Annotated in this window: 22 protein-coding genes; 14 read left to right on the top strand and 8 right to left on the bottom strand. The window is 42.2% G+C overall.

Features of this window, described 5'->3' with window-relative positions; genetic code table 11:
- Positions 1-57: 57 nt before the first annotated feature.
- Together BUQ87_RS11625 and BUQ87_RS11620 are read right to left on the bottom strand one after the other, a co-directional pair.
- The gene (locus BUQ87_RS11625) at positions 58-339 is read right to left on the bottom strand and encodes a hypothetical protein (RefSeq protein ID WP_038262126.1); all 282 of its coding nucleotides are present in this window, start codon (positions 337-339) and stop codon (positions 58-60) included.
- 15 nt (positions 340-354) lie between these two features.
- Complete coding sequence (locus BUQ87_RS11620) at positions 355-777, bottom strand: DUF4332 domain-containing protein (RefSeq protein WP_200774467.1); 423 nt, start codon at positions 775-777, stop codon at positions 355-357.
- A 222-nt stretch (positions 778-999) separates the two neighbouring features.
- Here BUQ87_RS11620 and BUQ87_RS15440 point away from each other — a divergent pair, with 222 nt between their 5' ends.
- Together BUQ87_RS15440 and BUQ87_RS11615 are read left to right on the top strand one after the other, a co-directional pair.
- The gene (locus BUQ87_RS15440; RefSeq protein ID WP_143182469.1) at positions 1,000-1,128 is read left to right on the top strand and encodes a sensor histidine kinase; all 129 of its coding nucleotides are present in this window, start codon (positions 1,000-1,002) and stop codon (positions 1,126-1,128) included.
- A 13-nt stretch (positions 1,129-1,141) separates the two neighbouring features.
- Positions 1,142-1,909, top strand: coding sequence for a Mut7-C RNAse domain-containing protein (locus BUQ87_RS11615; protein WP_052635920.1), 768 nt, complete (start codon positions 1,142-1,144; stop codon positions 1,907-1,909).
- 66 nt (positions 1,910-1,975) lie between these two features.
- Here the strand turns inward: BUQ87_RS11615 and BUQ87_RS11610 are convergent, their stop codons facing one another.
- The 3 genes from BUQ87_RS11610 to BUQ87_RS11600 all read right to left on the bottom strand — a co-directional run bounded on the left by BUQ87_RS11610 (position 1,976) and on the right by BUQ87_RS11600 (position 4,058).
- A complete protein-coding gene (locus tag BUQ87_RS11610) occupies positions 1,976-2,836 on the bottom strand; it encodes a sensor histidine kinase (protein WP_159434329.1) in 861 nt (286 codons plus the stop codon).
- 13 nt (positions 2,837-2,849) lie between these two features.
- The gene (locus tag BUQ87_RS11605; RefSeq protein WP_038262121.1) at positions 2,850-3,329 is read right to left on the bottom strand and encodes a hypothetical protein; all 480 of its coding nucleotides are present in this window, start codon (positions 3,327-3,329) and stop codon (positions 2,850-2,852) included.
- 354 nt (positions 3,330-3,683) lie between these two features.
- The gene (locus tag BUQ87_RS11600) at positions 3,684-4,058 is read right to left on the bottom strand and encodes a DUF5684 domain-containing protein (RefSeq protein ID WP_207647191.1); all 375 of its coding nucleotides are present in this window, start codon (positions 4,056-4,058) and stop codon (positions 3,684-3,686) included.
- 160 nt (positions 4,059-4,218) lie between these two features.
- On the opposite strand from BUQ87_RS11600, the gene BUQ87_RS11595 reads away from it, so the two are divergent.
- Entirely contained in the window at positions 4,219-5,553 is a 1,335-nt protein-coding gene (locus BUQ87_RS11595) for an MATE family efflux transporter (protein ID WP_207647190.1), read from the top strand.
- Between the two features lie 234 nt (positions 5,554-5,787).
- A complete protein-coding gene (locus tag BUQ87_RS11590; RefSeq protein WP_038262113.1) occupies positions 5,788-6,930 on the top strand; it encodes a double-cubane-cluster-containing anaerobic reductase in 1,143 nt (380 codons plus the stop codon).
- 58 nt (positions 6,931-6,988) lie between these two features.
- Here the strand turns inward: BUQ87_RS11590 and BUQ87_RS11585 are convergent, their stop codons facing one another.
- Both BUQ87_RS11585 and BUQ87_RS11580 read right to left on the bottom strand, forming a co-directional pair.
- Positions 6,989-7,864, bottom strand: coding sequence for a radical SAM protein (locus BUQ87_RS11585; protein WP_038262111.1), 876 nt, complete (start codon positions 7,862-7,864; stop codon positions 6,989-6,991).
- A gap of 13 nt (positions 7,865-7,877) precedes the next feature.
- Positions 7,878-8,876 (bottom strand): YhdH/YhfP family quinone oxidoreductase, encoded by a 999-nt coding sequence (locus tag BUQ87_RS11580; RefSeq protein WP_038262108.1) that lies wholly within the window; start codon positions 8,874-8,876, stop codon positions 7,878-7,880.
- A gap of 170 nt (positions 8,877-9,046) precedes the next feature.
- Between BUQ87_RS11580 and BUQ87_RS11575 the strand changes: the two genes are divergently transcribed.
- The 6 genes from BUQ87_RS11575 (at position 9,047) to BUQ87_RS11550 (ending at position 15,914) form a co-directional block, all read left to right on the top strand.
- Positions 9,047-9,484, top strand: coding sequence for a MarR family winged helix-turn-helix transcriptional regulator (locus BUQ87_RS11575; protein ID WP_038262105.1), 438 nt, complete (start codon positions 9,047-9,049; stop codon positions 9,482-9,484).
- 406 nt (positions 9,485-9,890) lie between these two features.
- A complete protein-coding gene (allB, locus tag BUQ87_RS11570; RefSeq protein ID WP_038262103.1) occupies positions 9,891-11,264 on the top strand; it encodes an allantoinase AllB in 1,374 nt (457 codons plus the stop codon).
- Positions 11,265-11,267: 3 nt separating this feature from the next.
- The gene (locus BUQ87_RS11565) at positions 11,268-12,626 is read left to right on the top strand and encodes an NCS1 family transporter (RefSeq protein ID WP_038262101.1); all 1,359 of its coding nucleotides are present in this window, start codon (positions 11,268-11,270) and stop codon (positions 12,624-12,626) included.
- 55 nt (positions 12,627-12,681) lie between these two features.
- The gene (locus BUQ87_RS15305; RefSeq protein ID WP_159434328.1) at positions 12,682-12,930 is read left to right on the top strand and encodes a hypothetical protein; all 249 of its coding nucleotides are present in this window, start codon (positions 12,682-12,684) and stop codon (positions 12,928-12,930) included.
- A gap of 179 nt (positions 12,931-13,109) precedes the next feature.
- Complete coding sequence (gene allB / locus BUQ87_RS11555) at positions 13,110-14,468, top strand: allantoinase AllB (protein ID WP_038262095.1); 1,359 nt, start codon at positions 13,110-13,112, stop codon at positions 14,466-14,468.
- A gap of 33 nt (positions 14,469-14,501) precedes the next feature.
- The gene (locus tag BUQ87_RS11550; protein ID WP_052635919.1) at positions 14,502-15,914 is read left to right on the top strand and encodes an NCS1 family transporter; all 1,413 of its coding nucleotides are present in this window, start codon (positions 14,502-14,504) and stop codon (positions 15,912-15,914) included.
- 116 nt (positions 15,915-16,030) lie between these two features.
- Here the strand turns inward: BUQ87_RS11550 and BUQ87_RS11545 are convergent, their stop codons facing one another.
- Positions 16,031-17,671 (bottom strand): PucR family transcriptional regulator, encoded by a 1,641-nt coding sequence (locus BUQ87_RS11545; protein ID WP_038262091.1) that lies wholly within the window; start codon positions 17,669-17,671, stop codon positions 16,031-16,033.
- Between the two features lie 508 nt (positions 17,672-18,179).
- Between BUQ87_RS11545 and allC the strand changes: the two genes are divergently transcribed.
- From allC to BUQ87_RS11525, 4 genes are all read left to right on the top strand, one after another.
- Positions 18,180-19,436 (top strand): allantoate deiminase, encoded by a 1,257-nt coding sequence (allC, locus tag BUQ87_RS11540; protein ID WP_038262089.1) that lies wholly within the window; start codon positions 18,180-18,182, stop codon positions 19,434-19,436.
- Between the two features lie 23 nt (positions 19,437-19,459).
- Positions 19,460-19,810 carry a cupin domain-containing protein gene (locus BUQ87_RS11535; RefSeq protein ID WP_038262086.1) on the top strand — a complete coding sequence of 117 codons (351 nt, stop codon included), beginning with the start codon at positions 19,460-19,462 and terminating at the stop codon, positions 19,808-19,810.
- 61 nt (positions 19,811-19,871) lie between these two features.
- Positions 19,872-20,636, top strand: coding sequence for a (S)-ureidoglycine aminohydrolase (gene allE, locus BUQ87_RS11530; RefSeq protein WP_038262083.1), 765 nt, complete (start codon positions 19,872-19,874; stop codon positions 20,634-20,636).
- A 253-nt stretch (positions 20,637-20,889) separates the two neighbouring features.
- A partial coding sequence (locus tag BUQ87_RS11525) for a pyridoxal-phosphate-dependent aminotransferase family protein (RefSeq protein WP_074210106.1) occupies positions 20,890-21,658 on the top strand: 769 nt, incomplete at its 3' end.

Below are 21,658 nucleotides of genomic sequence, written 5' to 3'. Positions count from 1 at the left end.
GAAAGCGCACAAAAGCTCCTGCAAGTTTAAAACACAGGAGCTTTTGCAGACTATACATTATTTTTGCAGCATTGACATGGCCGTTTTAAGCATTTGAGGCCAGTCGTTAAAATCGGTGACTTTTGAAATATATTCATTCAGCTTTTCAACCGGTATGCCGCTTAACCCTTCCATGCTGTCTACTCCAAAGCCGCTGGCTTTCAAAAATTCAAGCACGGTTGAAAAACTGGAGTGCTCCGATATGAAGCTGTCTGTTATAAGGCTTGAAAGGTCTATGCCGCTGGTGTCCAAATCTTTTTTATGACCCATAAGGCCCTGCGCCATCTTTTTAAAGTCCATAAACTCATCTCCTGTCTAGTATGATATCATCCTTGGAAGTTCTTTGGCCTGTTCAACCCAGTCTGCAACCTGCTTTTGGGTAGGGAGTTTCTTTACGAGAGATATTTTGGCATTGACTTCGACTATTTTTTCAAAAAGGTGTTCCGGATTTCGCCTTGCAAGCGCAGGAACGGTGTCCACGCCGCAGGCCTCGAGAAGCTCCGCGTATTCCATTCCGACTCCCTTTATCCTCTCGAGGTCAAGTACCGTAGCCCATCTGAGCATGAAATGCTCGGGTATTCCGGTTTCTTTGGCAAGCGATTTTCTTGAAGCTTTTGAGGTGCATCTTTCGAACAGTTCGGATGTTGAATGTATTCCGGCCTCATTCAGTTTTCTCTCGTCATCAGAATTCATGCTCTCGATTGTGCTGAGCCTGGACATCACGCTTAGTTTAGTCATAAATCAAACCTCCCTTTAAATATCAGTTTAAAAGTCTATTTATTAGCTTATTACCCCGTGGAATGCGCCTGAATCGGTTTTCGGGCATAATTTGGTCACTTCTGGACATATTTCTCCAGCGGGTGAAATTAAGAGGGGGAATGAGAATGTACAAGAAGCATTGGTCGCATTGAGATTCAAAATGGTCGCAGGAATAGCGGTCTTGCAGAAACTGACTTTGAAATGTTTTATGAAAGGGATGACAGGATAAGAATATTCATAAGGGACAACGGCAGGTGCATAAATCCTGGGGATATGGAGCATATATTTGAAAGGTACTACAGAGGCACTGATACTCAGATAATATTTTAGGGGGTGAGTTTGGGTGGGCGGCTTTAAAAACTGCGTGATAATAAGGATTTATGCGGACCTCAACTATTTCTTGGATAAAAATGAAAGGCAAAGTGACATAGAAGTATGCTTTTACGGAAAGAGGTCTGTGAAAGACCTTATAGAAAGCATGGGTGTGCCTCATGTGGAAGTCCACAGGATACTTGTAGACGGAGATGAAGCGGGGTTTGACCACATACTGGAAGGGCATGAGAGGATTAGCGTGTATCCAAAACTCAGTCTTATGAAAGAAAGTGGTGAAAATACGTGTGGAGATGAGTCGAAGTTCATTCTGGATGTTCATCTTGGAAAGCTTGCGATGTATCTTAGGATGCTTGGGTTTGACGTTTTTTACGATACTGGAATTGACGATCCTGAAATAGCCAGGATATCTGCGGATGAAGACCGGATACTCCTTACAAGGGACAGGGGGCTTCTTATGAGGTCAATAGTCAAAAGAGGACTCATAATAAGGAATTCAAACCCCGTGCTGCAGGCGGCTGAGGTGATTGAGTATTTCAATCTGGAAGACAGCATAAGGCCGCTTGCGATATGCCTTGAGTGCAATGGAAAAATAGAAAGGCTCACAGAAGGCTCGCCTGAGTTTGACAAGGCAAAGAAGCAGGTGCCTCCAAAGGTGAGGGACTGGTGCGACGAGTACTACATCTGCAGAGGCTGCGGCAAGGTGTATTGGAGGGGGACCCACTACTATGACATGGTTGCAACGATATTGAAAATGCTGGGGAAAAGCGGTGGCATATAAATGAAAAATGAGGGGATGCTCCAATATTGGAGCATCCCCTCATTTTTGAATAGTGGAAGCCATGCTTTATCTGCCGTTTTTAGGAAGAAATACAGTGAATATGGTGCCTATGCTGTCATAGCTTTCCACTTCTATTTTTCCGCCGTTTTTTTCAACGGCATGCTTAACTATGCTAAGGCCGTAGCCGTGGTCGCCCCTGGAATTGCGCTTGGTTGAAAATCCCTTCACCCATATTTTCTCGCAAAGCTCAGGGCTTAGCACAGGGGATGAATTCCCGACTGATATTATATGCTGGCCTTCAAATTCATATATTTCTATAGATAGAATTTTTTCGCACGAGCAGGAGTGTTCAAGCTCGTATATTGCATTATCAATCAGATTGAAAAGTATTTTTGAAAGATCCACGGGACTTATTGACAGTCCGTCCAATGTTGAGGTTATGTCCAGATCCACAGTTATGCCCTTGCTTTCTGCTATGGCGTATTTTTTATATATTATTGCCGCGATTTCAGCGTTTTCTATTTTTGATATTGAAAAAACCTCATTTGACTTGCCGCAGACCTCATTGATATAATCGGCTGCCCTGTCGGTCTGGTTCATCTGTATATATACTGACACCATGTTCATATGGTTGTTGAAGTCATGCTTTTGCCCCTTCAGGGCTTCAATGATCTCATCAGAGCTGTTGAGCTGCTTGCTGAACTTTAATTCCTGCTTGAACGAATTCAGTATATATATTATCCATACTATTGAGCTTATGCCGAGGATGTGGATAAGCAGTTCTATGAGATAGGGATATTTGTATACGGGAAGTACATAATCCATTTTATACAGGAGAGTCTCATTTACTGACATCATTGAAGCTGTAAATTGAATGAGGACTATAATCACAAGAATATATGTCCTCCTGTAAAGTTGTTTATCCATGTCGAGCACCATTTTACTTCATTCTGAAATATTCAAGGTCTATGGGGGCGAATTTGAACACATAGCCTACAAAAAATGCAATTATCAGCGGTATATCGGTAAGTGCTACTGCGGTCAGAGTAGCTCCTAGTTTGACCCCTATGCTTGCAGGGTCAAATTTGATTATCTGGATCAACGGGATTAAAAAAGTGCCTTCTCCCCAGAGTATCAGTAAAAGTGAAATGGAAGTAGCCACCAAGCTTTTAAGAATATGCTGCTTGCCGATAAATTTGAGTAAAATTACATAGACGGCATATAGAATGAAAAGATGAGTTCCAAATGGTATCCCGTTTGAAATATAAAATGTCCTTACTGCATGTATGGCAAGAGCGTATATGGATGCTATAATCAGCATTTTACTCAGCTTGAGCCTTGTGCCTATCATGCCAAGTCCCGCGCCTGCCATAAGAAAGCCTTCAAGACAGTATGCGAGTGATTTTTCCAAAAGAAACAAAGCGACACCCCTTTCGTAGAGAGCGTAAAATATGCAACTCTCATGATTGTACTATAATTTTACTATGAATATGCAAGGTATTCAATGAATATTATAATTCGCATTATATACTGCCCGTATTTATCTGCCAATAAACGACCTAAAGAGTGTTTTATTTGAAAATAAAAACACATGGAAGTCAGTATTTGTAAAGCGCAGCCTAAAAAAGGCGCAGAAAAAAGTACGGCTGCTATAAACTATAACACATATGATATGTCAGTAAAACAATTTTTAACGTAAAAAAATCCTGCACTGCTTATTGAATCCGCAGCGCAGGATTTTTCATATTAGGATTAAGCTATATTCAGTTTGTATCTATCTGTTTCCGACATATCTCACATCGTCGAAATAAGCCATGTACAGCATGTAAAGCCCTCCCAGGGGAGGAAATACAAGGCACAGCACTATTAGCAGATCCGGTGTGTCGAAGGCCCTGTAGAAAAGGTAATAGAAATAGATGTATGCGACCACATTGACAAATGGAACTATAGCGATCAATATCCAAAGCGGATTTTTCTTTATTATTCCGAAAAACAGTATGAACTGCAGCACGGGTACGAATGCAATCCACCTGTATGACAGTCCGGCCTTTTCTGAAAGCTTGTACCATGCAAACGCCTGCACAAGATACATCATCACCATGAATGTAAGACCCACTCCGGCTGTTATGAAACTTAAAAATCCTTCCAAAAGACTAAAATCATGCATTTAATATACTCTTCCCTTCAAAATTTATATTTGTATGAGAATATATTACCACCTTAACATTAAAAAGGTATTAAAAATGGAAAAATTCTTGATAAGAACGGTATAATGTAGTTATGGAGATGATATTATGGGAAAAACAGGGATGAAAAGGAAGTTTTTTAAATTCTTGCTGCCTTCGGTGAGCGCCATGTGGGTGTTTTCGATATATACAATGGTGGATGGGATGTTTGTGGGAAAAGGCGTGGGACCTACGGCGCTTGCCGCTGTAAACATTTCAATGCCATTTATAAATATAGTGTTTGGGATATCGCTGCTGATGTCGATAGGGGCGTCCACAATGGTGTCTATGTCCATGGGCAAGGGGGATTTTAAAAGGGCGAGCAGGCTTTTCACCATGAGCAGCATGATTCTTTGTGGGACAGGACTTTTGATAACAGCGATTTCAGTCGGAAGGCTTGAAGGCATAGCCACATTTTTGGGAGCCGACAGTGTGACAATGGACTACGTGAAAGACTACCTTGGAATAATAATTCCGTTTTGCTCGTTTTTCATGGTGGCCTACTATCTAGAGGTTCTTGTAAAGGCGGACGGGTTCCCGAGGTATGCGATACTGTTTGTAAGCGTCGCGGCCATTACGAATCTGGCGCTGGATTATGTTTTCATAATGAAATTCGGATGGGGCGTACGGGGAGCCGCGTGGGCCACCGGGATTTCACAGCTCATATCGTGCATTGGCTTTATGGCGCATTTTGTTATGGGGCGTTCAAATATGAAACTGACAAGGCCTGTATTTGACATGGGTGACATATTGGCCATGGTCTCGACTGGATTCCCGGAGGCCGTGACGGAATTTTCAACGGGAATAATGGTATATTTTTTCAACTTTTCAATACTAAGGCATATCGGGGAGGACGGAGTTGCCGCATTTGGAGTCATGATGTATGCAAACTCACTTGTGGTAATGAGCATGATAGGCATAAACCAGGCCATGCAGCCCCTTGTCAGTTTTTTTTGCGGAAGGCGCGACAGCGAGAGCGTAAAGGGAATACTCCGACTAAGCTTCAAATCGGTTGCGGCGGCGTCGATACTTTTTGCGCTGATATCCCAAGTGTTTGCGGGGGAGATCGTGGAGCTTTTCATAAGCAGGTCAGACAGCCATATATACGAACTTTCAAAAGGGGCTTTCAGGATATTCAGCGCTTCATTTTTGATATGCGGATTCAACATAATAATATCGGGATATTTCACGGCTACAAGGCAGGTGAAAAGAGCTCTTTTAATATCCAGTGTGAGGGGGATTGCGCTTGTGGCCATTTTTGTAACGCTGCTTCCAATGGCATTTGGGGAATTTGGGATATGGATAAGCCTTTTCGTAAGCGAGATAGTTGCGCTTGGTATATCAGCTTGGATGCTTTCAAGGTCCATGATGCCTGCGGATAGTGTGCAAAGAGATGCCAAAAGTACAAAGACCGCATAAATACAGGTGCGGAGGGATTGGCTTGGATCCCAAGAGTACATGCAAATGCCTTTTGGCTAAATTTCACAGCATCCAAAAACCATTTGATTTGCAGATATTGAATAATACTATTAAGGCTCATTTATTAATCACCTTTTTCGATTAGACTATTGAGACGTATGCATCTAAAATTTTAGTGTAATGCATTAACCGCACCAATCAGCATTCAGAGTATGCAAAAAGGGAGATGAGCCGATGGGCATAATGGAGAGGATACAGGAATTCAGCGATGCGAGAAGGGACGGGTTTTTAAAGATAAAGGAGCTAAAAGACCAAGGCAAAAAGGTCATAGGCGTATACTGCGGATTCGCGCCTTGGGAGATAATTGCCGCGTCAGGGGCGGTTTCGACATGGCTTTGCGGCATGCACGAGGAGACAATACCGGATGCTGAAAGGCATCTTCCAAGGAACATATGCCCCCTTATAAAGTCTAGCTACGGGTTTGGGATAACCGAAAAGTGCCCGTATTTTTATTTTTCGGACATGCTTATAGGCGAGACTACATGTGACGGCAAAAAGAAGATGTACGAAATACTCGGAAAAGTAAAGCCAATGCATGTGGTATACATACCTCAAACGCCTGAAGGCGAGCAGGCTTACAGGCTTTATAGAAGTGAGATGGTAAAGCTCAAGGAAGCAATAGAGGAAGGGCTGGGAGTAGAGATAACTGAAGAAAACATAAGGAAGACCATAAGTATAAAAAACGAGGAGAGAAAGGCGAAAAGGGAGTTTTACGAGCTTGGAAAGCTCTGTCCGCCGCCAATTTCGGGGTTTGACATGAGAAGGGTTCTTCAGGGAACACTTTACATAGCCGACAAGGAGGTTGAAATCCAAAAAATAAGGGAGCTTGCGGCAAGGGTAAGGGAAGACTATGAAAAAAACGGCAGCAGGATACCAAAGGATGCAAAGCGGATACTTGTCACAGGCTCTCCTCTTGGGGACTCGACAGAAAAGGTGATAAAGACAATAGAGGAAAACGGCGGAGTTGTGGTGTGCTTTGAAAACTGCTCGTCAGCAAAGGATGTAGACGACCTTGTGGACGAGTCGGGCGATCCAATAGATGCTCTTACAAGAAGGTACATAAATTCGGGATGCGCATGCATGAGCCCTAACAGACACAGGAAAGAGATGATACAAAGCTACATAGACGAATACAAAGTAGATGGAGTGATTGACGTTATACTCCAGTCGTGCCACACGTACAACGTTGAAACGGCAGTGATAAAAAACGTTGCAAAAGGAAAAGGGACTCCCTACATGTCCATAGAGACGGACTATTCCCATTCGGATTTAGGACAGCTTTCCACGAGGATAGGCGCGTTCATAGAGATGCTGTAACACAAAAGCCCGCAGACATTTATTTTGTCTGCGGGCTTTTTCGATAATTATGCCTGTGTTAAAGGACTCCCTTTTCGGGGCTTCTGAACTCAGACGGGTCAAGCTCAAGCGCCTCGTCTATATCATCGAGCATTTTCTCCCTGTCGCCAGGCAGTACGCCCTTTATGTTTTCGTAGTTTGAAACGTGGTCGCTCAAAAACTGTGAGCCCTGAACATTTAAATGTTCCACGAGAAGCCTTGTTTCAAAAAGGGCCTCATGTGGACTTAAAAGCTCGAATTCACCTGACTTGTACATATCGTATATGCGAGTGCCCTCAAAAGGCATAAGGGTCCTTAGCCTTATGAAATCCGGGTTTATTAGGTTTATTATTTTTGCGCTGTTTAGAGCGTGCTGCCTTGAGAGCTTTTTGCCGCCCACCCCGCACAGAAAATACACGCTCAGCTCAATTCCCGCCGACTTTACCATGCGGCCGGCCCTTGCCATCTGCTCGGCAGTATAGCCCTTGTCTATTAGCCTTAGCACTTCGTCGTCACCAGACTCCATTCCGGAGTGTATCCTTGACAGTCCGGCTGATTTCAGGGCATTAAGTTCGTCCTGGGATTTGAGCAGTATATACTGGGCGGAGCCGTACATTGTGACGCTTTTTAGGTTCGGGAACGAATCCCTACAAAAGCGGAGTATGTCCAAAAGCTCATCTGTCTTCATGAGTATTGTGTTTCCGTCTGCAAAGAATATCTTTTTTACGCAGTCGCCGAATTCTGACATGGCCTCTTCGAGGTCCTCTTTTATCTCTGAAACGGGCCTTATCCTGAAGTTTCTGTCGCTGTACATGTTGCAGAATATGCACCTGTTGTGGGGGCAGCCTATCGTGGCCTGCACTATCAGGCTGTCGAACTCGCTTGGAGGCCTGTACACTACGCCTTCATATTTCATATGATCCACATCCTTAAAGTTCAAGATTTACTATTGTCTTTTTGCTGAGCCTTCCATTTAGAATCATGTCTATTTTGGACTCTAGCTCTTCAAGAGATATCTCATGAGTATATTTTTCTAAAATGCCGCAGCTCCACTCGCTTGAAAGCATGTCCCATATATGCGTTCTCAAATACATAGGGCACTGGACTGAATCTATTCCAAACAGGTTCACGCCCCTTAATATAAAAGGGTATATCGAAGAGTTGAAGTCATGGCCGGTTACATTGCCGCAGCATGTTACAGCGGCGCCGTATTTGGACGACTTGAGCGCTGTTGAAAGCATCTCTCCGCCGACGGTGTCAACAACACCTGCCCAGGCTTCCTTAAGAAGAAGCCTTCCGGAATCGTCTGCAAGGCTGCGCCTGTCCACGACATTTGAAGCCCCCAAATCCATGAGCATATCACTTTCTTCCATTTTACCAGTTGCGGCAGTCACTTGGTAGCCGAGTTTTGAAAGGATGGCCACAGCGCAGCTTCCAACTCCGCCTGTAGCCCCGGTAACGAGTATGTCACCGGACTTTGGAGTCACTCCCGCACTCACGATCTTATAGACGGAAAGCGCGGCAGTAAGCCCCGCGGTTCCAAACATCATGCTATCCTTTAGTGACATGTTTTGGGGAAGGGGAAGCACCCATCCGGAAGGGACTCTTATATACTCTGAAAATCCTCCAGAAGTGTTCATTCCAAGATCGAATCCAGTAACTATGACATTGTCCCCCGGAGTGAACCTGCTGCAGCCGCTCTTTGCAACGACACCAGCGGCATCTATTCCCGGCGTGTGGGGATAGCTTTTAGTGACTCCCCTGTTTCCGGATGCAGAAAGTGCGTCCTTGTAGTTTAGCGAAGAATATTTGACTTTTATAAGCACGTCGCCCTCAGGGAGCGAGCCCATGTCCCTTTTGACTATATCTATTGTAAATTTATTTTTGTCCAATTCACTTACAACCACTGATTTGAATTTTTGTTGCATTTAAATTCCTCCCTTGAAATAGTTTGATACAAAACTATTCTAACTTTAAAATGATTTTATGTCAAACTGTTTTGGGCTGAATTGACATTCAAACCACATGAAGGTTATAATTTAAGCAGATTATTTGAAACTGTCTAATATATTATAAAAACAGAAACGAGGCATATGTCGTGAATGATAAATATATAGTTTATTTTATAAGCAAAACCAAAAAAAAAATGTTGAAATTCATAGAAAAAAAACTCAAAGAGAAAGGGCTTGACGATCTGATACCGTCGCACGGCAATGTGCTTACGGCTCTCTATGAAAATGGCGGAAGGCTTACAATGAAGGAAATAGCAAAGAGGATAGGAAAGGACAAGTCAACCGTAACTCCTCTTGTAGAAAAGCTATTGAAGCTGGGCTATGTAGAAAAGGAAAAGTCCCAAAATGACAAGAGAGTGACATATATTAAGCTCACTGCTAAGGGAAGGCAGATAGAATCAAAATATGACCAGATTTCAGGTGATGTCTATGATGTGGCATACAGGGGTTTTTCAGATGATGAGAAGGAGATATTTCTCGGGCTATTAAAGCGCCTCAATGACAATTTCACAGAAACAGAATAAGCAAATACGGGCCCGATTTAAGGCCCGTATTTTTATTGTATTTTTGAATGTAAAATACACAGGGATTCTGAAGAAAGATGTTAAATTCAAGGCAATGAAGTAGACTGACATAATGCATAAAATATCAAAAAATGCATATCGTATATTGCGTAAACTGTTCAATATGAATAAAAATTTAATAAAAATTAGTCAAAGTGTCTAATTAAACATTTTGAGAATAACTGTAGAATAGAATCAATCAAACCAACGATTGTTATCAAATTAACGTTAAAATTATAATCTTATAGAGACAGGAAGGAGGAAATGGTCAATGAAATAAAAATGATCTAAAACAGGTATTATGGCTGTGGGGTAGTGAAACATATTAAATCGCTGAGAAACCCATTGAAACTAAGGAGGTATGAGAATGCTGGACTTGCTGATAAAAAATGGAAGACTTGTAGAAAAAGACAGGATATATGAAGCCAATATAGGAATAAAGGATGGAAAATTCGAAGTCATCACTAATCCGGAGAGAATGCTTGAAGCGGCTGAAACTGTAGATGCCAGGGGGAATTATGTTTTTCCGGGAATTATAGATTGCCACGCTCACATTAATGAGCCGGGATTTACATGGAGAGAGGATTTTGAGACGGGGACCAGAGCGGCCGCAGTCGGGGGGACTACAACACTTATCGACATGCCGCTCAATAACGAACCACCTTTGACAGACACAGACACATTTGAGAGAAAGCAGGAGCTTGCAAGCAAAAAGGCTGTAGTGGATTACAGCTTCTGGGGCGGGCTTGTAAATGACAATCTAAAAGACTTGGAGCCGCTTGCGCAAAAGGGAGTGGCCGCTTTCAAGGCGTTTGTTTGCCCGATGGGAGAAAGCGTTTTCACATCTGTGAATATGGGTCAGGTGCAGGAGGCTTTGAAAATACTAAAGCCGCAACAGGTTATATCCGGATTCCACTGCGAGGAATATGGAATAATACAGGAGAATGTTGCAAGGGCTAAAGCTGAAGGGAAAAATAGTGTAAGGGACTTTTTGAACGCCCATTCAGTGCTGTCGGAATATATAGCAGCCAAAAATATAATAGACATATCGCGTGAAACGGGAGGCAGGGTGCATATATGTCATGTAAGCCATCCTTCGGTTGCGCAGATCGTAAAAGATGCCATTCATGAAGGGCTTAATGTTACAGCTGAAACCTGTCCTCACTATCTTGGATTTACAGAAGACCTGGTTATAGAAAAAGGCGCTCCGGCAAAATGCACCCCTCCATTAAGAACTAAAGAATCGGCAGAAAAGCTTTGGGACTATGTGCTAGATGGAACTCTTTCATGCATTGGTTCAGACCATTCGCCTGCAGATGAAAAAGAAAAGAGCAATGAAATAAACACAATATGGACTGCCTGGGGAGGCTTGAATGCCATTCAGTTTCTACTTCCGATGATGTTTGACATGGCTGTCCACAAAAGAGGCTACAGCCCGACTCTGTTGAATAGGACCCTGTGCTACAATCCGGCAAAGCTATTCAAACTATATGGAAGAAAGGGAGCATTTGGAATAGGATTTGATGCTGATGTTGTTATAGTAGACCCTGACAGGGAGTGGGAAATCACAAAAGAAAGCCTTATGACCAAGAATAAAGTCTCTGCATTTGAAGGGGTGAAGGGGCGTGGATGTCCAACCCATACGTTTGTAAGAGGAAAACTGGTTGCTGAAAATGGAATGTACAAGGATATGTTCGGTCATGGAGAATACATTTATCCGGTTAGGGAAGGGGTTGAATAGTCAATGGAGGATATAAAAGGTGTAAACAATCAAGTTGACGATACACTATGTCCAATTCCAGACGACAAAAGGATGTTAAGCAGCACATCATATCTTTTTGCCTGGCTGGGGGGCTGCGTGTCCATAGGGACTTTCAGCCTGGGGGCCAGCCTGGTGGCTGGCGGGCTTAATCTGATGCAGTCGGCTCTTGCAATTGCACTGGGGTCACTCCTTTTGGTAGTCTGCCTTGTGATAAATGACAAACTATGCTATACAACAGGGGTGCCGTATGTGGTGCAGCTTAGAAGTGCTTTTGGAATGAACGGTACGATTTTTCCGGCGCTCATAAGAGCCGTGCCTGCGGTGGTATGGTATGGGTTTCAAAGCTGGCTTGGAGGCTCTGCTTTGAACGAGGTTTCAAAAACTCTGTTTGGGTATGACAACATGATTTTGTTTTTCATAGGATTCCAGATATTCCAGATACTATTGTCGCTGCTTGGATTCAAAGGTGTCAAGTGGCTTGAAAACATCGGTGCGGTATTCATAATACTGGCGCTTACGTACATGTTCTATGTGGTTTTCACTCAGTATGGAGATGTGATTAGCACTAAACTAATCCACATTGAAGGCTCGTGGGGGCTTCCGTTCTGGGGTGCTGTGACTTCGTTCTTCGGAGTTAATACTGCGGTCATGCTAAACTGCGGAGACTACGCTAGAGAGCTCAAAAAAGGATACAGCAACAAAAAAAGAGCCGTTGTCTATCTGCTTTCGATGCTTCCGCCTACGCTTTTCATGGGCATGATAGGGCTTATGATTTCAGTTGCTACGGGGATTATGAACCCTGTGGTCGCATTCTCAACGGCGGTTGACAATAAGATTCTTGTTGTTATGACACTTGGGTTTATAATATTTGCCCAAATCACAACTAATCTTTTGAGCAACGTGATTCCGCCTGTATATGCGCTGGTTGATATTTTCAAAATCAAGTATAGGACATCTGCTGTGACAGTAGGGCTCTTGGCATTTTGCACTTTTCCATGGAAACTTATAAGGCCTGAGTCGGCTTCAGGGCTTGACCTGTTCGTGCTGACATATACGGCATTTATCGGTCCTGTTTTCGCGGTTTTGACAGTGGATTACTACCTGCTTCGAAAGCAAAAGATCTCTCTGAACGAGCTGTATAATGCGGACGGAGCATTTAAGGGCACCAACTATGCAGCTCTTGTGGCAGTATTTATAGGAGCGGCCTGCGCGTTCATTCAAGTCAAATTGGCGTTTTTCATGGGATCAATTCCAGCTGGACTGGCTTACTATGTGCTTATGAAAAGGCTTCCGATTTCAAAGCCGTTCACAAAGGGAACCGTATTTGAGCAAGCGAGCTAAAAATAAACAGCATCAACAAAAGAGGAGCCCTGCGACATGTCGCAGGGCTCCTCTTTTGTCTGAATTGAAATGGACGCAGGGGACTGCGATTTGCAATTGGAGCGTTGCTGAGCTAAGCAGATACGAATACTTTAAAAAGCTTTCAATTGTGAATGAGATTCAGATGTGTGAATTTGGTGGGAAATACAGGAGGGTTCGAAAAACGCATGCTGAAATTGTTAAAAACTGGGCAATTGATATTGGCCAAAGGAGTGGCGAATTACAAAATAGCTGTCTAAACTGTACAAAGTGGATAAAAATTTAATAAAAATTAGTCAAACTATCCAATTCAATATTTTGAGAATTATTATACAATGGAATAAATCAAGAAAACAAACAATCGATTGTTACTGAATTAACGCAAAATGAATTTTAAAGACAGACAAAATGCATGATTATAAAAAGGTGATATTCAAGTTTTATACCAGAAGGGGTGTGCATAATATGTTTGACCTAGTTGTTAATAATGGAATAATCGTAACATCAGATAATGTTTACGAGGGAGACATTTGCATAAAGGATGGAAAAATTACAGCAATAATGGAAAGTGGAAGCGATGCAATAGGGAAGCATGAGATCGATGCAAAGGGAAGATATGTACTTCCGGGAGCTATTGACAGCCATGCGCATTTGAATGATCCGGGTTTTACTTGGAGAGAGGATTATGAACATGGCACAGCCGCCGCTGCGGTGGGAGGAGTAACCACTATTGTAGATATGCCCATGCAGAATGAGCCGGCTTTGACAAGTAGAGAGACACTGCTCAAAAAGGAAGAGGCCGTTTCAAAGAATGCCTATGTTGACTACTGTTATTGGGGCGGATTTGTAGACTACAATTTTGACAATCTGAAAGAATTAGATGAAGAAGGCGTGGTAGCGTATAAGTCTTTCATAGGTCCCGTATCTCCGGATTATGTATCCTTATCCATGGGACAGGTGAGAGAGGGGCTTGAAATATTAAAGACATTTGATGCCAGAGCGGGTTTTCACTGTGAGGACTATTCAATAATAAAATGGGAAGAAGCTAGGGCAAAAAGGGAAGGCAGAAAGGACTGGAGGGCATTTTTGGATTCTAGGCCGCTTTCGGCAGAACTTATAGCAACAAAGGGTATAATCGACCTTGCCAAGGAAACAGGGGCCAAGGTGCACATATGCCATGTAAGCCACCCGGATGTGGCAGAGGAAATAAGGGTTGCACGCCTTCAGGGAGTTGATATAACAGGAGAGACATGCGGCCACTATCTGACATATACAGAAGAGGATGTGCTTAATAAAGGAAGCATATTCAAATGTGCACCACCATTAAGAGACTCTGAGTCAAGGGAAAAGCTGTGGGATTATGTGAATGATGGGACTCTTTGCTGTGTGGGCTCTGACCATTCGCCTTGTGAGGAGAGTGAAAAATGCGAAGAAAAGCATGGGGTATTCGGAGCATGGGGAGGAATAAGCGGAATCCAAAATGTAATGCAGGTTATGTACAGTGAAGGGGTCAATAAAAGAGGATACGAGCCTCAAATGCTTGCAAGGGTTCTCAGCGAAGGTCCTGCTAAGACTTTCGGGATATATGGAAGAAAAGGCAGCATAGACGTAGGGTTTGATGCAGATATTGTAATACTTGATCCAGAAAAGGAATGGGAAATAACTGCCGACTCACTTATGTATCTAAATAAAATTTCAGCCTTCGTGGGACTTCGGGGAAAAGGTTTGCCTGTATGCACTATAGTACGAGGAGACGTTGTCGCCATGGACGGTGAAGTGGTTGGAGAGAAAGGTTTCGGAGAATTAGTAAAGAAAATCAAATAATAATGAAAAATACTGGCAAAGGAGATTATTATTATGATAAATACAGTTGACGAAATGAAAATTGACAGCAGGCTGCTGAAAAACACAAAATCAGAACTGCTTCCAACTAATGAAAGAATAATGGACAAGATCTCTTATCTTTGCGCCTTCCTTGGAGGATGCGTATCGATAGGTACGTTTTCGATGGGTGCGAGCCTTATCGGAATACTTAATTTCACCCAGGCGATTGTTGCGATGGCAATAGGATGTACGGTGATAGCCATAGCCCTCGTATTTGCGGGCAAGGGGGGCCATAAATATGGAATTCCATTTACTGTGCAGGCAAGGGGAGTATTCGGAATAAAAGGCGTTGCAGTGCCAGGCCTGCTAAGAGCCATACCGGCTATAGTCTGGTTTGGATTCCAAAGCTGGGTTGGAGCAGGCGCGTTAAACAGCTGCTTTAAGACCATTTGGGGATTCGACAATATGATGATGTGCTTTATACTGTTTACAGCACTTCAGGTAGCACTTGCCATAAAGGGTTTCAAAGGAATAAAATGGGTTGAAAATATAGGCTCCGTATTTATTTTGCTGACCCTTGGATACATGTTCTATTCGGTTTTAACAAAATATAATGCTGAGATAAGCTCGACCATAATGGGAATAGAGGGAACATGGGGACTTCCATTCTGGGGTGGTACAACTGCATTTTTAGGGATTTACTCTACCATGATAATCAATTCGAGCGACTATTCAAGGGAGTTAAAGAGAGAAACAAAGTCACTGATGACAGGAAGTCTCTACTGGCTTGCAATACTGCCGGCTACGCTGTTCATGGGGCTGATAGGGCTGATGGTTTCAGGAGCGACTGGGAATGCAGATCCGATTGCAGTTTTTTCTTCAGCGGTTGACAACCAGTTCCTGACTATAATGACACTAGTGTTCATAGCTTTTGCACAGGTGACTACTAACATACTGAACAATATAGTGCCGCCGGTATACGTGCTTATGGATAATTTTAAGATATCATACAAGAAGGCTACTATATTGGTTGGAATACTGTCACTTTTGACATTTCCGTGGATACTTGTAAGACCGGAGTCTGCAGGGGGACTTGCCTTATTCACTCAAATCTATTCGGCTTTTCTAGGTCCTATATTTGCGGTTTTAGTGGTTGACTACTTCATACTTAGAAAACAAAAGCTGAACCTTAATCATTATTATGACATTGAAGGACCATTCAATGGTGTGAACTGGGCGGGCATTATTTCAATATTCACAGGAGCGGCAGTAGCACTTATGTTTGTGCAGGTTTCATGGTATGTAAGCCTTGTGCCAAGCGGCCTTGTATATTACGTATTGATGGGAAGGATGAAGTCAAGCAGACCGTATGCAAGGGGAACAATATTCGAGGGGAATGACAATTCAGGCGTCTCAGGCCGTGCGGCAAGCAGTACGGGAGCATAAAAGGGCTATGGCTTACTGCAAAAACAGTTAAACTGACTTGAGAAATAAAAAGCCATATACATTTGAAGCAAAAAGAGGCAGGTGATATTCTCACCTGCCTCTTTTGAATGATTTGACTATTTTTTTAATAGAGATTGGAACTCCAAAGCTATTTGAATGGAGAAGACATCGGAATAATCGCGAAGATCCATGTCTAAAAGCTCCTCGCATTTGGAAATCCTGTATTTCACGGTATTTCTATGGAGAAAAAGCTCCCGGGATGTTTTTGAAATATCGAACCGATTTTGGATAAATGAATTTAAAGTCGTCAAAAGCTCCTGGTGTTCCTTTGAAGAGCTAGAGGCAAGATCCTTTAATATATTTTCTGAAAACTCAAGTATTGTCCTTTCGGGCAGCATGCAGAATATGTCTTTTGCGGATTTTGCCTTGTAGCTTTGTATAAAGTTTTTCTTTTCCGAATCATATCCGTAGTTTAACGCCTCAAGTGAATCCAGGTAGGCCTCCTTGATTTGCTCTATGGAACGAACCGATGTGCTTATTCCAAACGAAATAGCCATACATTCGAGCATTGTGGATTGTGCGTTTCTCAATAGAGACTTTATCTTCAGTTCTGTTTCCGCGCTGTACGTATCGACTTGGACTATTACTATTATGTAGTTGTTTTGAGTAAATATAATGCTGTCCAGTGACAGCTTCTTAGACTCGTTTTCCAGAATTTCCGTAATGTCCGAGATGGCCAGATGTACCCGGTTTTGGTAGAAGTAATTCATTTTGACCTGCTCCATGACGTCGTCAAAAGCGCCGGAAATGCAGATATATTTCATATTCTCCTTTAGACCGTATTCAGAAGCCTTTATTAAAAATGAGTTTTTGTTTGTTATGTTTCCATAAATCAAGTCGAAAAACAATGCAGATTTAGCCTTTTGAATGTTTTCGCTTGAGATCTGTTTTTTTATAAGTGTAAATGAAAGTGAGTTTATAACCTGCTCGATGGCAGAATGAGATAAAGGGTGAACTAGTTTATCGCTGTTCAAAACTACCAGGGTGTTTTCGTTGTCGTAAATGGTTGAGACCTTAAAAAATGAAAAATATGCTGAATTGCAAGTGTCAGACGGTTCTATAAATATGTCCTTGTTATCGGCTGGATTGAATGGCTTGCTTAAATATTCCAGTATGGAATCGAGAAGCAGCTGATTTTTCAGGCCTATGTTTTTAGAAGAACAGATCATGTTGAGCTTATTGTCCAAAAGGAACACAGGGCAGTCTAAAGCTGAACTCAGCTGTTCTATGAAATGGTTAATGCTGCAGTCTCTAAGCATCATGTCTGTGAATTTTTTTTGGAAATATATGGCGTAAAACAACTCTTCGCTCTTGTAATCGCTTAAAAAGCTTATCACCTTGAATGAAAGATCCCCCAGGCTGTTGGATCCGCCAAAAAACAGTATGGGAAAATTCAGCTCATCCGCCAGCTCAATTACCTCAGAAGGAAGCGCTAGTATGAATCTATTCTTTTTTATTATCAAGCCAGAAACATTTATGTTATTGAGGTTGCGTATGAAATCCATCAGTTGAGAGGGATCGTCGCGAAAAGCATATCCCGTTGTAAGCAGTAAATCATGTCTTTTCAAAAATTTGGCAATATCATGGGTGTCGGATATGTTTACAAATTCCACCGGACGGTCCAAGCCGTTTTTTCCAGCCGCTATTTCACAGGTTTTAAAAATATCGAGTGAAAATAAGTCCTTAAGTATTTTCATTTAAAGCCCCCCTATTAGATCTGTTGTCATTGAAGATTTACTTTTGAGAAAAAGCTGCATTTATAAAAGGCTGAAATACATTGTATACCTGTATATCCAGTATAAGCATTGTTTGCATTTTGATAAAGCTTTTCTATATGTATTTATTTTGCATATAGAAAATTTATACTGACATAACACTAATATAAAGCAAAATCTTCAATTAACATCGGATAGGTGAGAAAATTTACTTGTAAAATTGTTAATAAGTAAAGCTTCCCACCTGTGACGCGGTCATATTCCTAAAAAATTCACAATAATATTGGAAATTGCAGCTGAAATGAGCAAGTGCGGCTAGAAAAGCATATTTGAAATTACTACATTATAAAGACTATATTTCTTGTGAAACATTTTTTAAATGTACACTTTGCACAAAAATATTGTTTAAATTGTTTGGATGGTACAATGACTCTGAAAAGGATAAACTATATAATTAATTAACAAACAAAACAGGCAAGGGGGGACTTGGATGAAGTTTGACAAGAAGGACAACTTGGGAAGAAAAGCTACTGAGCTTTTAAATGAAGTCAGTGCATTCGGAGAGCTTGATGAGGGTGGAATGAGCAGACTGCTATACACCCCAGAATGGCTGGGTGCACAGAACTTTTTAAAAGAATATATGGACAATAAAGGATTCACTACCTATTTTGACAATGTAGGCAACCTTTATGGAAAAATAGAGGGCACGAACTGTTCGGACAAAACGGTTTTAACGGGATCACACGTAGATTCGGTTAAAAACGGAGGGATACTGGATGGACAGTTTGGGATAATTGCAGGAATAATAGCAATAAACTATCTGTATGAAAAATATGGAAGCCCTATAAGGACGTTAGAGGTGGTGTCATTTGCAGAGGAGGAGGGAAGCCGGTTTCCATACACCTTCTGGGGGAGCAAGAACATATTCGGCATAGCCAACAGAAATGACGTCATAGGCATACATGACGAAAATATGGTTCCTTTCAGCGAAGCCATGAAGAAATGTGGATTCAACTTCAAGAGCAATGACAGCCTAAGAAGGAATGACATAAAAGTATTCGTTGAACTTCATGTAGAGCAAGGAAATGTGTTGGAACTGGAAGAGAAAAACATAGGGGTTGTAACAGCTGTTGTAGGGCAGAGAAGATTCAGCATAAAAGTTGTGGGCCAGGCAAACCATGCAGGAACGACCCCGCTGAAGTATAGAAAAGATGCGATGTCTGTATCGAGCAAAATAATAAACAGGATAAACGATATGGCCTGGGATTATGGAGAGCCATTGGTAGCGACGGTTGGAAGAGTCGAACTTACTCCCAATATAGTCAACGTAGTGCCAGGCGAGGTCGAATTCACGCTGGATGTGAGACATCCGCAGGGAGATGTAATAAAAGAGTTTACACAAGACATAAAGAAAATGATTGAAGAAGAGGGCATAAGGGCAGGCGTGGACACGAATATAGATATGTGGATGGATGAAGATCCTGTCTATATGGATTCCAGGATGGTAGACATAATAGAGGAAAAATGCAAGGATAACAGCGTGGAATACAAAGTGATGCACAGCGGTGCAGGGCACGATGCTCAAATCGTTGCACAGTTTGTTCCAACAGGTATGATATTTGTGCCAAGCAAGAATGGCATAAGCCACTCTCCTGATGAATTTACTTATGAGGCAGACCTTGAGAGGGGAATAAAAATTCTAATAGAAACGTTGTATGAACTTGCTTATAAAGAGACATTCAAATAAATCGTAAAACATGGAGGTGAATCATGAGAAAGAGAATGGGCGACTTCTTTATAGAGAAGACAGAAAGGCTAAAGGATGGAGAGGGGACCACAACAGTGGTGAACTTCTTCGACAAGACTGACTTTGCAGGTAAAGGAAGGCTTTATGGCATAAGCATTATTGAACCAAACGGTTCGATAGGAGAACATTGCCATGAGGGTGACCAGGAAGCCTATTATATTCTGGATGGTATAGGAGAATACAGCGACAACGGGGAGGTGTACACCGTCGAACAAGGGGACTTGCTTATATGCAGGGACGGTGACAGGCACTCTTTAAAAAACATAGGGCTTCACGATTTGAGATATATAGCTCTGATACTGTACACTGACTGATGAACTTATGAAAGCATATCAATAAGATTACGACTTATATAATATAAAAGGAGATGTTATTATGGGATATCCAAACGGACTATTAGAAACAAGGGCGGTAATAAAACCAGGCAGGTACACAATCATACCTCCAGACGGGCTGGTAAACAATGTGATACCAAGCTTTAAAAATATTGTCACTAGTATAATCGCATCACCAAAGTACGGAGCCAGCTTTGTCCAGTACCTTCTCAAACTAAACAAGGACGGAGAGTGTACAGAGACATTTGGAGGAGATGGAAGAATCGAAACCTTCATTTACTGTCTTGAAGGAGAAATAACTGTTACAGCAGGAGAAGAGGAATACAAACTTACTTCGGGAGGATATGTCTACTCACCGGCAAAGCTTGGAATGAAGTTTAAAAACGCTGCAATCGGAGAGTCAAAAGCGCTTCTTTACAAGCAGGTATTCGTGCCGACAGAAGGAAAAGAGCCGTGGGTGGTTTTTGGAAATACAAACGACATAGAAGAGCAGATATATGACGGAATGGAAAATGTGAAGCTAAAAGACCTGCTTCCAATAGATACTGCTTTCGACATGAACATGCACATACTTTCATTTGAGCCGGGAGGATGCCATCCATTTGTGGAGACGCATGTTCAGGAACACGGAGCATACATGCTGTCAGGCGAGGGCGTGTATAATCTTGACAATGAGTGGATACCTGTTCAAAAAGAGGATTTCATATGGTTTGGACCATATACTCCTCAGGCAGTATACTGCTCGGGAAGAGAAAACCTTACTTATATATATTCTAAAGACTGCAACAGGGATGTAGAACTGTAATTAAACTATTTGAGTTCCCCATGCGGATGGGAGTGGATGGGGAACTCGAAGCCCTTGACATTCTCACCCGTGGAGGGATAAAAGTATTATAAGTTAACAATTGATGACAGGGAGAGTCAATGCCTGTTCGCAGGAAAAAACCAGCCGTCAAATTCCAAAAAATATCATATTTTCAATAAAAAAACATAAAAACGGACTGATAAACGCATGACAAATAATAAGACAGAGGTTATCTGTAGAGGAGGAAATAAAAATGAAGAATAAGAGACTAGTATGCATACCGGGGCCAACACCAGTTGCAAGATGCATTCAAGACCAGATGGCAAGAGAGACGGTTGCCTTTGGAGATCCGGACTTTGTAAGGGACTACAAGCAGCTGATAGAGGATTTGAAATCCATATTCGACTGCGATGGAGAGGCGTTCCCGCTGGCGGGCACTGGAACTTTGGCTATGGAAATGGCCATTGCAAACAACACTAAGTCGGGGGACAATGTTCTGATAGTTTCTCATGGATATTTCGGAGACAGATTCATAGACCTTTGCGAAAGAAAGGGACTGCATGTAGACATAATAGGATGCGAATGGGGAACAGTGGTTTCACCGGCGGAAATAGAGAAAAAGTTGAGTGAAAAAGAGTATTCAGCAATAACAGTGACCCACGTGGATACCGCTACGGGAGTTGCAGCACCTATAAAGGAAATAGGGGATGTAGTCAAAAAGTTTGAAAACACAATATTCATAGTTGACGGGGTATGCGCAACAGCTGCAGAGGAAGAGTACATGGGAAACATGGGAATAGACGTGCTGCTTACGGGTTCTCAAAAGGCGTTTGGAGTGGCTCCAGGACTGTTCCTTGTAATGGCAAGCAAGAAGTCGCTTGAAAGAAGGGCGTCGCTGGGAAGAATACCAGAGTTCTACTGCGATTATGAAAAATGGCTGCCAGTAATGGAAAATCCGGCAAAATACTTTGCGACTCCTGCAATAAACCTTATTTGGGCCATGAAGGAATCGGTTGAAATGA

The organism is Peptoclostridium litorale DSM 5388 (assembly GCF_900141635.1).
Taxonomy (GTDB): domain Bacteria; phylum Bacillota; class Clostridia; order Peptostreptococcales; family Peptostreptococcaceae; genus Peptoclostridium; species Peptoclostridium litorale.
This window is presented reverse-complemented; position numbering and strand designations above follow the sequence as displayed.